Source organism: Bacillus sp. FJAT-27001, assembly GCF_019039175.1.
Lineage (GTDB): Bacteria > Bacillota > Bacilli > Bacillales > Bacillaceae > Bacillus > Bacillus velezensis.
In genome coordinates this window covers 576,961-592,696 of sequence record NZ_JAHOAA010000001.1, presented here as the reverse complement: position 1 = coordinate 592,696, position 15,736 = coordinate 576,961, and the positions used below count along the sequence as shown (strand labels likewise).

Sequence of the window (15,736 nt, the reverse complement as noted above, 5' to 3'; positions counted from 1 at the left end):
TTGTAAAGGGGATGAAGATTTTTATGAAAGAAGCCCGTCATATTAGAAAAAAAGTACTTTCTGACATAGAAAGCGGCATCATTTCTTTGGAAGAAGGAGTAAAGCGGATACAGCAGCTTGGTTCTCATTCCGCAGGGGGTAACGGACAGGCGATATATTATCAGACGGTCTGGCAGCGGACAGATCTCAGCATTCATGTAAAAGGCGGCCGACGTGAGGGCAGCCTTTTATTATTTGATAAAAATGAAGATGTGAGTAAAGAACTTGCTGCATTGCATGATACAAGGGTTATCTTGGTTAAGCCGGGGAAAGAGTTTCGAAAAACCGGGGACGGTGTATTTGAAATCGACCCCCGCTCTGAAAGAGATTACATAAACCTGTTAGGATGGCTTATAGAAGAAGAGAAGTCAGATATACGGGAAGCGGTGCATTTGTGGTCAGACATGCCGTTTGAAAAAACAGAGAGAGCGATTCGTGAACAATGCGACAGCGGAGTCTATTCTTTGTTTTTATTACAACAGGCGCTCTTCAAAAATAACTGCCGCAAACCGATCAAACTGTTATATGGATATTTTTCACATCTTTCTGGAGAACAGCCTCTTTACGCGGCGGCAAGCGGATTTTTGCGGACATTGCAGCTGGAAAATCCGTTAATCTCAGCAAAAAGCATTGAGATGGAGCAGTCAATAGCAGCCGTTCACGCAGCTGATATCATACGCAATGAGCTGAGTGATTTCCAGCCTTCAGATGTAGAGATTCGTTATAAAGACATGCAGCGTTATGTCAAACAGCTCAAAACGTATGAACCCGAAAAAAATTCCCGAAGCGGAGATGTGCCGCTGAGAGAAAATGGAGTATATATTATCGCAGGAGGCGCGGGCGGATTAGGATTTACCTTTGCAGAATATTTGGCTTTTCAAACAAAATGCTGCCTTGTTTTAACGGGGAGATCTCCGCTTTCAGATCATATAAGAAAACAGCTGAGACGATTAGAGGATGCCGGTTCGTCAGCTGTTTATGTTCAGGCTGATATTACCAATAAGGAAGAAGCCGAATATGTAGTCAAAACAGCCAAAACTTCTTATGGAAAAGTAAACGGGGTCATTCAGGGCGCGGGAATCATCCGTGACTCTTTCCTTCTTAACAAGTCACGAGAGGAATTCGATCAGGTAATCAGACCGAAAGTATTGGGTACGATGTGGCTGAATGATGCTGTTGAGAAAGAAAATCCTGACTTTTTCATTTGCTTCTCCTCTACTTCCGCAGTGTTGGGAAATGTCGGGCAATCTGATTACGCGTTCGGAAACAGTTATATGGATCATTTCATGAATATGCGTTCTGCCCGGAATTCTGATACGATTTCTCTCTCTCTGAACTGGCCGCTGTGGAAAGAAGTCGGCATGCAAGTGGATGAGCGCACGGTAGAGACAATGAAAAAGGCGGGTTTTTATCCTTTAGAAAAAGAGGAAGGTAAAGAAGCGTTTGCAGTCGCATTGTCCTCCGGTTTTTCGCAATTTACTGTATTTTACGGAGATGAGCAAATTGACAATCATGTTCAGCAATTATATGAACGAAAAGACAATATTCAGGCAGATGAAGGAACAGGGAGAAATATCGAATCATTTGATTCAGAGAAACTGAAAGCTGAAACATCTGATTTCATCATCAAAGTGATTGCTGCAGAATTCAGGATGCCTGCGGACAAAATAGATGCAGAAGAGGCATTGGAAAAATACGGACTTGATTCCGTTATGATTATCAATATGACGAATGAGCTTGAAAAACATTTCGGCGCGCTCTCAAAAACGCTGTTATTCGAATATCAGACTGCAGAAGAATTGTCACAGTATTTCGTTGAGGAGCACAGGGATACTCTTCTTCATAAACTCCGGTTAGGAGAAAACGGGAGCAGCACCCCATCTCAGAAGAAAAAAGATCATGAACAGACAGCCGAAGTTAACGGGAAACAGAAAATCCAGATGAAAAATCAGGTGCAGCAGGAGAAGTATCATGACAATGATATCGCGATTATCGGTATCAGCGGACGTTACCCGATGGCAAATGATCTTGATACTCTGTGGGAAAACTTATTGAACGGTAAAGACTGTATAACTGAGATACCTGAGGATCGGTGGGATTCGGGGCTGCACTATCAGCCCGCAGCGGGCGATGAAGTAAAAAACCAAAGCAAATGGGGGGGATTTATTGACGATGTGTATCATTTTGATCCGTTGTTCTTTAATATTTCTCCTGCCGAAGCTGAATTAATTGATCCGCAGGAGAGACTGTTTTTAGAGACGGTTTGGCACACCATAGAAGATGCGGGGTACGCAAAGAAAACGCTTGAACGAAAAAACGTCGGTGTTTTTGCAGGGGTTATGTACGGCCACTATCAGCTGTACAGCGTTGGTCACGAAGCGGCCGTTTCTTCCTCATATGCATCAATCGCCAACCGGGTATCGTACTTCTTTAATTTCAGCGGACCAAGTATTGCTTTGGACACGATGTGTTCCTCATCATTAACGGCTGTTCATTTTGCCTGTGAAAGTTTAATCAGGAATGAATGTGAAATTGCAATTGCAGGAGGCGTCAATTTATCCATTCATCCTCATAAATATGAACTCCTGACTCAAGGCGGATTTTTATCCAGTGATGGCCGGTGCAGAAGCTTCGGTTCCGGAGGAGACGGCTATGTGCCGGGAGAAGGGACAGGTGCCGTGCTGCTGAAACCTGTAAAAAAGGCTATTGCGGACGGTGATCAGATTTATTCAGTTATTAAGGCAACAGCCATCAACCACGGTGCTAAGACGAATGGATATACCGTGCCGAATCCCAAAGCTCAAAGTGAGGTCATTACGAGAGCCTTAAAAAAAGGATTTATTGATCCAAAAAGCATCAGCTATATAGAAGCTCACGGAACAGGCACCGCCTTAGGAGATCCGATTGAAATCACCGGTCTGACCAGAGCATTTTCAGATGCCGAACGCGATAAGAAAACATGCGCGATCGGATCGATTAAATCAAATATCGGACATCTTGAGGCTGCTGCAGGCATAGCGGGCATTACGAAAGTTATTCTTCAAATGAAACATAAAACGATTGTTCCGTCACTGACTCATTCTGCTGAATTGAATGAAAATATACCGTTTCAAAAAACACCTTTTTATGTACCGGACAGTGCCGAAAAATGGGAGTCATCCGTTCCCAGGCGTGCCGGAATCAGTTCTTTCGGGGCAGGAGGAGCTAATGCCCATGTTATTTTAGAAGAATTTGCGGATGAAGCTATCTCTCCTCTCGCGGCTGAAGAACCTGAACAGCTTTTATTTGTTTTTTCTGCAAAAAATGCCGACAGGCTGGCAGAATATGCAAAACGCGCAAAAGAACATATAGCAGCCAGAGATTATCCATTAGAAACACTTAGAAATACAGCATTTACTTTACAAACCGGCAGAGAAGAAATGCCGCACAGATTGGCTGTTATCGCCTCCACAAGAGATGAATTGCTTAAAAGACTGACAGACTATATTCTCGGAAACGCGACGGATCATATTTTTACAAGCGGCAAAGACACAACAGAAGCTCAAAGGATGAATAAAGTTGAAATTGAAGAAGCAGCCGCAAACAGGGATCTTGTGAAGATTGCTGAATACTGGGTTGGCGGTAACGGGATAGAGTGGCCGTCACTTTATAAAGATGCCACTCTGAGACGGGTATCAGCACCCGGATATCCATTTGCCAAAGAGCTGTGCAGAATAGATACGCAAAATATGGGAAGCCGCCGGATGAACGTAAATAACGATCTGCATCCTTACATTTCATGCAATATATCTGATTTTAAAGCACAGAAGTTTCTTATCAATGTAAGCGATACCGGTTTGTATATAAAAACAAAGTATCAAGACAAGGAAATGTTTCCGTTTCTCAGCCAGATTGAAATGGCGAGAGCTGCCGGAGCGATGGCTTCAGGGAATCCGATTATTAAATTAACAGAGCTCTCCTTTAGAGAACCGATGTTACAAAGCGGAAGCAATGAGCAGATCCGGATTGTATTAACCCCGGATAATCAGGGTGCATCGTATTCTATAGAAAAACAGAGCGACTCATCCATTTATTCCTCAGGGCGGCTCGAATTAGAAGGCGGGGCGTACGAGAACGGAAATATTCATCTTGAGCCGTTTCTGTCTCAGCGCGCAGACCGCATACCGCACGAAGCGTTTTATCAGCGGCTTGCCGAATTCGGATACAGCTGCAGTGACAGTCTGAAAGCGGCAGAGCAATGCGTCAGCAGGAACGGACAGGTACTTTTAAAGATAAAAGCAAAGGCCGGGCCGAAAGGGTGCATAATCAAACCGGAAGTTATTGAGAGCGTATATCAAGCCGTCATATACCTTGCGGGGGAAAATGCCGGAGAGCTTCCGGAAAACATTAAAGAATGTACGATTTTTGATCATGAGACTGAACCCGTTTATGTATATGCAGAACAAACTGGAGAAAGCGATTCGGCTTATGATGTGTATGTATTAGACAATGCCGGCGGGATTTTGATGGAACTGAGCGGGCTGGTTTTTGGCGAAAAGCCTAATAAAAATGTGCGTTTTTATGAGCATAAGTGGGATCAAAAAAACCCTCTGATTGAAATCAAAGATAGGGAGCCAAAAACAATTCTGGTCTTTGCAAAAGATGAAGCATTGGCTGGAGCTCTGAAAAATCAATCAGACAGCCGTGTCATTCTCGTCACGCCGGATCAGCGGCAGACCGATCAAAATCTGCTGACATTCTGTGTAAACCCGGAAGTGACGTCAGATTACATTCGTTTATTCGAAGAATTAGAGAAAAAGGGGTTTTCTCCTGATGTCATCTTGCACACGGGAGAAACATTTTACGCGGGTGACCGCCTTCTCAGCGGCCTGGAATCAATTTTTTATTTATTAAAAGCCCTGAGCGCCCGCAGTGACGCCTCTCTTTATCTTCATTCTCTGCTTCTTGTTCACTCTTTTAAAGAAGGCGTGAATGATCCGTATACGGGCGCTCTTGCAGGCTGTTTAAAAACGGCGAATATGTTGGTGCCATCCGCAGAGAATGTGAAGTCAATCGGTTTTTCAGAACGTATATCAATTGAAAAAATGGCTGAATTTTGTCTTAACGAAATGGTTTCAGGCATGGAACGGCAGGCGGAAGAAGTTAAATATATAAATGACAAGAGGTTTGTTAAGACATTAAAGGAGTATGTATTCAATCATACAGAGCACTCTCATCAGCTGAAACAGGAAGGGATTTACCTCATAACGGGCGGTTTGGGCGGTCTGGGCCTGATTTTCGCAAAATATTTGGCCTCTCAATATCAAGCAAAATTAGTATTGACGGGAAGGTCACCGTTAACTGCTGATAAACGCCATAACATTGACCGGCTGCAGGCGCTTGGAGGAGATGCGGTATATTATCAAGCTGATGCCGCAGATCAAAAGACGATGGGACGGGTCATAGAAGAAACGAAACGGACTTGGGGCTCCATTCAAGGCGTTATTCATTCAGCTGGTCATGCCGATGATCGGTTATTTACAGAGATGAATCTGGCTGATTTTTCAGATGGCATGACTGCTAAAATTGAAGGCACGGTATGTTTAGATGAATTAACGAAAGATGAGCCGCTTGATTTCTTTATCGTATTTTCTTCTATTTCTTCGGTCTTCGGAGATTTTGGACAGGTTAACTATGCGTTGGGCAATTATTTTCAAGATCAATATATAAATTGGAGATCCGAACAGAGCCGCCGGCAAGAGAGACAAGGCAAGAGCATTTCGATTAACTGGCCGTTGTGGCGTAAAGGCGGAATGCATTTAAACAAAGAAGCTGAAGAAGCATATCTTTCCGCATCCGGGTTTGATTATTTGGAAACGGAAGAAGGGATAGCGGCTTTTGAGACGATTTTGGCAAGTGACTGTCCGCAAATTTCGGTTGTTACCGGGGATGCCGGAACAACACCAGCAAGAAAAGATCTGCCGCATCAAAAAGTAAATACGCTTCAGGTTCGTCAAGAGGAAATTTCTTATACAGCACCGGCTTATACAGACAATGTCCTGGAAGAACTGAAGCAAATGGTATCGGAATTATTGAAAATTAACATTGAACAGCTGGATACGGCAGAGAATTTCGGCAATCTCGGCTTTGATTCTATCAGTTTGAAAACATTAGCTGTCCGACTGAATAAAAAATACAAGCTTAAGCTGACACCTGCCGTTTTCTTTACTTACAGCCATATTAAGTCTCTTTCAGAATTTCTAAACAGTGAACTGCGTACTGTTGCAAAAGGGAATACAGATGCAGAAAAAAACATTTCTGAAAAAAGGAAAGTAGTGCACGCTGGGAAAACCACCGGGAAAACCGTGAAGCCGCCGCGAAGTTTTCCGTTTGAAAAAAAGACAACAAGACAGGCTGACCATCATCCAGAGAAGCAGCCAGTTGCCATTATCGGGATGAGTTGTGTTTTTCCGGGATCAAAAAATGCAGATGAGTTTTGGATCAATTTAATCAATGAAAAAGATTTGATTCAGGAAATTCCCCCGGATCGCTGGGATTGGAAAAAATACGCCGAAGGCAAAGGAAGCAGCGAAGTACATTCGAAATGGGGCGGCTTTATCACAGATGCCGATAAATTCGATGAGGCGTTTTTCAATATTAATCCGCGGGAAGCAGAACTCATGGATCCTCAGCACAGAATTTATTTGCAGGAGACCTGGAAAGCGATAGAAGATGCGGGTTACAAAGCTTCAAAGCTGTCTGGCAAAAATATCGGGGTGTTTACGGGCATTCAATTTAATGATTACCGCCAGCTGCTGATGAGGCATTCGGACGGGGCGCATGCGTTTGCGGGAACCGGAAACAGCCAGGCGCTCATCAGCAATCGTGTATCCCATTATTTTAATTTCAGAGGTCCGAGTGAGTCCATTGATACAGCCTGCTCAAGCAGTCTTGTAGCAATCCACAGAGCTGTGCGCTCGATTCAAAATGGTGAAAGTGAGCTGGCGGTAGCAGGCGGGGTTTCGCTGCTCTTAGATCCAGTCACGCATATGTATACTGATAAACTCGGTATTTTGTCTAGGGACGGCCGGTGTAAGACGTTTGATAAACTTGCCGACGGTTATGTCCGCGGTGAAGGTGCAGCTGTTCTGTTATTGAAACCATTGCAAGCGGCAATGAATGACAGAGACAATATTTACGGAGTTCTGAGAGGAACCGGAGAAAATCACGGAGGAAGATCTGCTTCATTGACCGCTCCGAACCCGGAAGCTCAGGCAGAACTGTTAACGTCTGTTTACAAAAATGCCGATATTCCTGTTGATACGATATCTTACATTGAAGCACACGGAACCGGGACAGAACTGGGAGATCCGATTGAGATTGAAGGCTTGAAAAAAGCGTTTGGATCTTTTGAGCCGCATTCAGGAAAGAATCATGATCAATATTGCGGCATCGGTTCAGTAAAAACGAATATCGGTCATTTAGAGCCCGCCTCTGGAATGCCGGGGCTGATTAAAGTATTACTATCCATGAAGTATAAAACATTGCCTGCCACACTACATGTCAATGAACTGAACCCTTACATTCAATTAAGCGGAACACCGTTTCATATTGTCAATAAAACTATGAAGTGGGCCAGATTAATAGATCGAAAAGGAAATGAAATTCCGCGCCGTGCCGGAGTCAGTTCCTTTGGATTCGGCGGGGCAAATGCTCATGTCATCGTGGAAGAATTTGAATACGGACAAGATAAAGCAGTAACTGCCGAGCGGGAACAAATCATTGTTCTTTCGGCCAAAACAAAGGAAAGGCTGATGGTTAAAGCCAAAGAGTTAACAATGTTTTTACATGAAGAACTATCAGTTCAATTCAGTCAGCAAGAGGTACAGGAACGTGATTTGCAAGAGGCGGTTCGGGAAGCGGCAGCGGGTATCCTGCGTTTAGATACCGCAGATATAGATGCAAAGACACCTCTTTCGGAATTCGGATTTGATCCGTTGGCTTATTCCGAATTAATCTCTTTTATAAACCAAATGTACGGCACAGAAATATCACTTGACATATTTCAGGAATTAAATACACTGAGCGAGCTGTGCCGCTATATCAGCAGCATCCGGAATCGATCAGCTGATAAACCGTATAACGGCAATTTTAGAGAAAAGTCCGGATTCGGTCTTGAAGAAATAGCATATACGCTGCAAACCGGAAGGGAACCATTTGAATGCCGCCTTGCGATCACTTGCTCGAATATCGGAGATCTTCTTGAAAAATTAAACGGTTACATCCAGGGGAGCAGGCTGCAAGGTGTTTACGAAGGAAATGTAACGGATTTTGATAGTCTGTACGCTCCTTTATTCGGCGGCCCCGAAGGTCATGCATATGTTCAATCACTGATTCAGCAAAACAAGCCGGCCAAACTGGCTCAGTTGTGGACGATCGGTTGTGAAATCAGCTGGGAAGACTTGTATGAGGAGGAACTCAAACCGGTTAAACTGTCTCTTCCTCTCTATCCTTTCAGTAAGAACAGACATTGGATTCATTTAAATAAAGATGAAGCGCAGAAGGCTGAGGCTTTCTCGAACACTGAGCTTCACAACTCAAATAAAGATACAGCAGATGGAGAAATCATGTCGCTTCTTGAAAAAGCACAAACAGGTGAGATGAATATGAAAGAGACGTCAGAGCTGATAGAGGAGTTGCTTTTCCATGAATGAAAAAACGATGCAAATTGAGCAAATCGTGAAAAAGGTGAAAGAATGCAGCCTGACGCCTGAAGAAGGGCTGGAATTAATTAAGAGCTTGGGGACAACCCATCTATATGAAATGGTATGGGATAGATATGAATTTAAAGGCAGTAAAAAATTCCCGCATACGAAAGAGCCAATTTTATTTTTTTGCGAAGACGACAGCATGTATACCGTAATGAAGAGACAGCTTGAAGGTTATGAGGCGCCTTTCATTTACGTGACTTCCGGCGAGCGTTTCGAAGATTGCCGGAACGGTCGTTTTACAATGAACTTTGCAAAAGATGAGGATTATGATGCGTTATGCGGGGTTCTGCGTTCTCAAAATATAAGACCCCGCCATATTATTCATTTTTTAGCTGCCGGGCTCTTCAAAAATACGGAAGATGCAATGAGAAAGCAGCTCAATAAAAGTCTGTATTCCTTGTTTCAAATGTTTCAGGCCTTCATGGCGAACAAACTTTGTCCGAAAGCAGAAATTTTGTATCTGTATGAAAATGCCGAGGGTGAGGTTCAGCCGATTTATAACGCGGTTGAAAGTTTTCTTAAGACCGTACAGGCCGAAAATCCGAATTTCACATGTAAGGCTGCAGAGCTGAAATCAATGTTTGACGAGCCGTTTACAAAGCAGCATATTGCAGATGTCATCTCTTTTGAATGGAACAATCAATGTAAGACGGACCACTTTACCTGTTATGAGCCGAGGCATTATTATAAAAGGCAGCTTCAAAGAGTAAAAAAAGAAGATGGGGAGAAACATAGTTTCAGTGTAAAAAAGAACGGTGTGTATTTAATTACGGGAGGAGCCGGCGGTCTCGGGTATCTGTTTGCGGAATATCTGGCGAAACAGGCAGAAGTCAAGCTGATATTAACCGGGCGTTCCCCGGCCTCCCGTGAAACGGCGCAAAAATTAAGCGCTCTTGAAAATCTCGGCGCTGAAGCCTTATATGTCCCGGCAGATATTTCAAAGGAAAAAGAGACGGACGCTTTGATTAAGCACATTAAGCAGACATTCGGAGAATTAAACGGAATTTTGCACAGTGCCGGACTTGTTAAGGATGCATTTATCATAAAAAAAACGAAAGAAAGCATAGAAGAAGTTATAGCGCCTAAAGTATTCGGAACCGTTTGGCTGGATAAAGCAGCTGAAGAAGAGCCTCTAGATTTCTTCGTTATGTTTTCATCCCTTTCGGCCGTTCTGCCTAATGCGGGTCAAAGCGACTACGCCTTCGCTAACGGATGTATGGACGGATTCACCCAGTATCGAAGCATTAAAGGACGTCCCGGGAAAACACTTTCTATTAATTGGCCGTTATGGGATGCGGGCAATATGACAGTCGGGCCGGGAGAGCTGCAGGCTTTAAGACATGCAGGGCTGGAACTTTTATCCGCCCAAGCAGGGCTTGCCGCTTTTCAGGACAGTATGAGCCGCTCTGCTTCTCAGCTGGCTGTTATCAGCGGAGACAAAGATAGAATAAGTGAATTACTCTCAACTGACCATAAAAAGATAGAGACTGTGCCTGAAAACAACAGTAACCTGCCGCAATTACATGAAAAAGATCTGAAAAAGCAAACGGTCCGTCTTTTGACAGAGATCGTCGGAGCGGAAACGGGAAGACCGGCGGACAGTATTTTACCCGAGGATACGTTTGACCGTTACGGAATTGATTCTCTAACGATTTTAGGTCTTAACTCTCGTCTGGAAAAATATTTTGGAAGAGTGTCTAAGACTCTTTTCTTTGAATACAGCAGTGTTGAAGAGCTGTCAGAGTATTTTCTTGAACACTATCAGCATGAGTTGCAGAAGGCGTTTTTACCGGCAGCCGAACAGCGAATTGATCATTCGGCTCCGGCGAAACGGGAGAAGCTTTCCGTTTCCCGCATACCATCCGCACCTTCCGAGGAAGATATTGCGATTATCGGTATAGCCGGCCGCTACCCGATGGCGAAGGATGTGGAAGAGTTTTGGGAAAATATTTCTTCCGGAAAAGATTGTATAACGGAAATACCGAAAGAGCGCTGGGATTTTCGGAAATATTATCACACAGGTGACAATGCCCGTCATGACAGCAAATGGGGAGGTTTTATAAAAGACGCTGATAAATTCGATCCGCTGTTCTTCTCAATTTCGCCTCGTGATGCCGAGTTAATTGATCCTCAGGAACGGTTATTTTTAGAGACAGCATGGCACACGTTTGAAGATGCGGGTTACACAAAGAAAAAGTTGAAACGGCATAAGACAGGTGTATTTGTCGGTGTCACCTACAGCCACTATCAGTTATTTGCAGCCGGTGCTTCAGATGATGAGGAACGTCAGGCGCTCTTGTCTTCTTATTCGTCTATCGCAAACCGGGTGTCATATTTCTTTGACCTGCACGGACCCAGCCTTGCAATTGATACAATGTGTTCTTCTTCACTTTCTGCTGTTCATTTTGCATGTGAAAGTTTAAAAAGGGGAGAATCCACCCTCGCCATAGCCGGAGGCGTGAATTTATCTTTACACCCGGATAAATATACTTTACTTTCCCAAAATCATTTTGTTTCAAGCGATGGGCGCTGCAGAAGCTTTGGAGCGGGAGGAGACGGATATGTGCCGGGAGAAGGAGTCGGGGCCGTTCTTTTGAAATCGCTTTCTGCCGCGAAGGCTGACGGGGACAGGATTTACGGTGTGATTAAGGGAACATCTGTAAATCACGGCGGAAAAACAAACGGATACACTGTGCCAAATCCGGGCGAGCAGGCAAACGTCATCAGTGAAACTCTTGATAAGGCGGGGATTGATGCAGACAGCATAAGTTATATTGAAGCGCATGGCACCGGGACATCTTTGGGAGACCCGATTGAAATTTCAGGTTTAACCAAAGCTTTGCACAGCTCGAAAAGCGATTATCGTTGTGCAATTGGTTCGGTTAAGTCAAATATCGGACACCTAGAAGCTGCGGCGGGAATTGCTTCTATCACAAAAGTGCTGATGCAAATGAAGTATAAACAGCTTGCTCCTTCCCTTCATTCCGATAACTTAAATCCTAATATTGATTTTGAGGAAACACCGTTTTACGTGCAGTCTGAACTGACCGATTGGGAGACGCCGCAAAATCAAGCCAGAAGGTCAGGCATCAGTTCGTTCGGCGCTGGAGGATCTAATGCCCACATTATCATCGAAGAGTATAAGAATGAAGAAAAGATGGAAACGGTAAAGAGCAACAAGACGCAAATTATTCTGCTTTCTGCCAAAAATGAAGAACGTCTCAGACTCTTGATTGATGCATATATAAATGAACTGGGGCCAAAAACGTCACTAGCCGATGCCGCGTACACCTCGCAGACCGGGAGAAACGCTATGGAAGAGCGGCTCGCTGTTGAGGCTAGCAGCATTGACGACCTTCGCAATAAGCTGACGATGTATTTGCGGTCAGATCATAAGTTAAACGGTTTATATAGGGGAAAGGCCCGCCGAGACGCTGGTCAAAAGAATGCCCTGTCTGCCGCCCGCTTTAAAAGTGCAAGAGAAATGGCCATTCACTGGGTGAACGGAGGAGACGTTCAATGGGAAGAGATGTACACTGCGGAATTACCGAAGCTTGTCTCTCTTCCTGCATATCCTTTTGAACGGAACAGATATTGGGTGCCTGCCGCAAAAGCTGCACAGAAACAGAAAAAAACAGGTGTACCGCAAAGTCTGCCACACGCACCGACTGATTTATCATTTGATGTATTAAAAAAAGCGTGGAAAAAACAAAAGGCTGCGCCCTCCGCTTTTACGAAAGGACAGGTGATGATCCTGGCTAATAGTGAAAGTGAGCGGCTTGCATTCGAATTGTTTGATTCAGATCCTCTGATTGAATCCGCTGTCATTTGCGTAGATAACTGGGATCATTCGGATGGAGAAGCCAAAAAAACGGCTCTAGCAGTCATAGAAGAAAATCCGGAAATCATCGGCATGATTGACCTGTCAGATTTGCGGAGTGATCAAAACGGGGCACGCACCGGCACAATCGGGAAGCTGACACTGCTGCAGGAAATCATAAAGACACGTAAACAGCTTTTCGTTTTACATGTGACCAGAGGGCTGCAGACATTTCTGAATGACAAGCCGTCGTTAGCCGGAGCCGAAACAGCCGGACTATATAAAATGCTGAGTGCGGAGTATCAAAAGATAAAATCAAAAACAATAGATGTAGACGGGCATGTCGGGACTGCGGCGGAATTGAGACAGGTAATCACAGATGAAGCTTGCGCTGACGGGCTGTATAGTGAAATCTGCTACCGGAACGGTGAACGTTATATTCCATACGTCGAGAAATTACATGCAACGGAAATAAACCGGAAACTATCCGGTCTGCCAGTATGCCGTACGGATCAAACCCTGGTTATTACAGGGGGAACAAGAGGGATCGGAGCAGAACTTGCCAGACATTATGCCGGCAAGGGAGTCAAAAAACTTGTGTTGATGGGAGTAACCGACCTTCCGGAATCTGATAAAATAGCCGGCATGTTAAAAGACACCGATGAAAAGTCACCTCTTTATTCGAAATTACAACTGCTGCATGAGTTGGATCAAAAGGGAGTTCAGGTGGAAGTGTATTCCGGGCCGCTCACGGAAAAAGAAACATTACAACGCTTCTTTTCAAAGGTGAGACTGAAGTTCGGCAAAATCGGCGGGGTGATTCATTGCGCTGGTGCAGCCAATCATTCGAATCCGGCTTTTATTCATAAATCTGATCAAGAAATAAGAGAAGTATTTGAGCCAAAGGTGCAGGGGATGCAGGTACTTCATGACATTTTTATTGATGACAAACTTGATTTCTTCATTTTGTTTTCATCTGTTGCGAGCGCCTTTCCTTTATTAGGCGCCGGAACAAGTGACTATGCCGCAGCGAACGCTTTTATGGATTACTTTGCGGCGTATCAGCATGCAGCCGGCAGAACGTATTATCAATCAATTAACTGGCCGAGCTGGAAGGACATTGGGATGGGCGAGGTGACCAGTCCATCATATCAGGCACTTGGTTTACTTTCACACTCAACAGAAACAGGTATTGCCATGCTGGATGAAATGATGACGATAAACGGATACCCCTGCCTTATACCGGCAAAGACACATCCGGAGAAATTCAAGCTGGAGCAGCTGCTTCAGACAAGAATTCAAGCTGCTAAAAATAACCCGGATGCTGAAGAAAAAGAGATCTCTGGTCAGGGAGACAATGAAGCTATGATCAGGAAGTTAATGGAGATTTTTTCCGCGGAGCTGAAAATACCTTATGAGAATTTAGATCAGGATACGTCTTTTGCGGATTACGGAGTTGATTCAATCTTACTGGTTCAGCTTGTCAAAAAAGCGGAAGATGCATTTCAAATAAAAATTGAACCATCAGCTTTTCTGGAGTATCCGAGTTTTTCACAACTGGGCGTCTATTTAAACGAATTATTTGCAAGTGAGGGAATCAGTCCTCAAATTGATTCAGAAAACATTGAGGTTCGGAAAAAAGAGCAACATATAAATCAAAATGCTTCCGAAGTACGGGACAGCGGATCTCAAATACAACAAACCAGTCTGAACCAAATCGCTATTATCGGAATGGGCTGTGAGTTTCCGGATGCTCCGGACACAGAAACGTTCTGGACAAACTTGAAGAAAGGACAAAATAGTGTCCGCGAAGTCCCGGCGTCGCGATGGGATATTTCTTCATACTACTCTGACACCTATGAAAAGGGAAAAAGTATCAGTAAGTGGGGCGGATTTCTTCAAGATATTGAGTCTTTCGATCCCGCGTTTTTTAATATGAACAAAAGTGAGGCATCAGAGCTTGATCCGTTAATCAAAAAATGCCTTGAGGTCAGCGTCCAGACTTTGAGAGACGGCGGCTATACAAAAGAAGAAGTATCAAACAAAGAAGTCGGCGTCTTCATCGGTTCGCGGACCGGGACGTTTATGTCCAAAATAGGTTCCCCTTCAAAAAATACGATCGTGGGTATAGGACAAAATTTCATAGGCGCGCATATCTCACACTTTTTTAATCTGAAAGGACCGAATCTGGTTGTAGACACGGCTTGTTCTTCTTCATTGGTCAGCGTCCATCTCGCTTGTCAAAGCCTGATGTCAAAAGAGTCAGATATGGCGATTGCGGGCGGAGTTGACATTTTGCTGGATCAAAAGCCTTACGTCATGCTGAGTGAGGCTCGGGCGCTTTCACCTGAAGGAAAATGTCATACATTTGATGAGAAGGCAGATGGATTTGTACCGGGAGAGGGATGCGGCGCAGTCCTTTTGAAAAGACTTGATGACGCCCTTGCCGAAGGTGACAGAATTTACGCGGTAATTGACTCATCCGCGGTTAATAATGACGGACAGACAATGGGAATGACAACACCTAATCCGAAAGCGCAAAGCGCAGTGATAAAAAAAGCCCTGAAAAAAGGCGGAATTGATGCAGATACTCTCAGTTATGTCGAGACGCATGGCACCGGTACGATGATAGGAGATCCGATTGAATTAAAAGCGCTGACAGAAGTGTTCCGGGAGGTTACGGAAGAAAGGCAATTTTGCGGAGTAGGCAGCGTAAAAACGAATTTCGGACATTTAATGAGCGCAGCGGGGATAGCGAGTATTATAAAGGTTGCCTTATCCATAAAAAATCAGATGCTCCCGCCGACATTACATTGTAAAACGCCAAATCCGCGTTTTAAATTTGATCAGTCGCCATTCTTTCCGAACACGTCTTTAAAAGAATGGCGTCCCAGAAAAGGGGTTTTGAGAGCCGGAATCAGTTCTTTTGGATTCGGGGGCACGAACGCACATATGATATTGAGCGACAGCCATCTCACATTAGGATATGGAGAGACAAAAAGACACCCGCTTTCTCCGGTTATATTCAATAAGGAACAATGCTGGATCGACAATGGAGAAACTCCAGAAAAGGAAGAGTCAGAATTGCTGATTCCTTTACTTGATTTCAAAGAATTATAAAGAAAAG

2 protein-coding genes are annotated in these 15,736 nt (G+C 44.2%); both read left to right on the top strand.

Annotation, left to right across the window (positions count from 1 at the left end):
- Positions 1 to 23: 23 nt before the first annotated feature.
- Positions 24 to 8,732: a type I polyketide synthase gene (locus BGM27_RS02175; protein WP_007409657.1), complete on the top strand. Its 8,709-nt coding sequence runs from the start codon at positions 24 to 26 to the stop codon at positions 8,730 to 8,732.
- Positions 8,725 to 15,729: an SDR family NAD(P)-dependent oxidoreductase gene (locus tag BGM27_RS02170; protein ID WP_007409658.1), complete on the top strand. Its 7,005-nt coding sequence runs from the start codon at positions 8,725 to 8,727 to the stop codon at positions 15,727 to 15,729. Before BGM27_RS02175 ends, BGM27_RS02170 begins: the two co-directional genes overlap by 8 nt.
- Positions 15,730 to 15,736: the final 7 nt, after the last annotated feature.

Bases quoted from the DNA above. Each gene is read 5' to 3' on its own strand.
- BGM27_RS02170 (WP_007409658.1), top strand. From the start codon at position 8,725: ATGAATGAAAAAACGATGCAAATTGAGCAAATCGTGAAAAAGGTGAAA.
- BGM27_RS02175 (WP_007409657.1), top strand. From the start codon at position 24: ATGAAAGAAGCCCGTCATATTAGAAAAAAAGTACTTTCTGACATAGAA.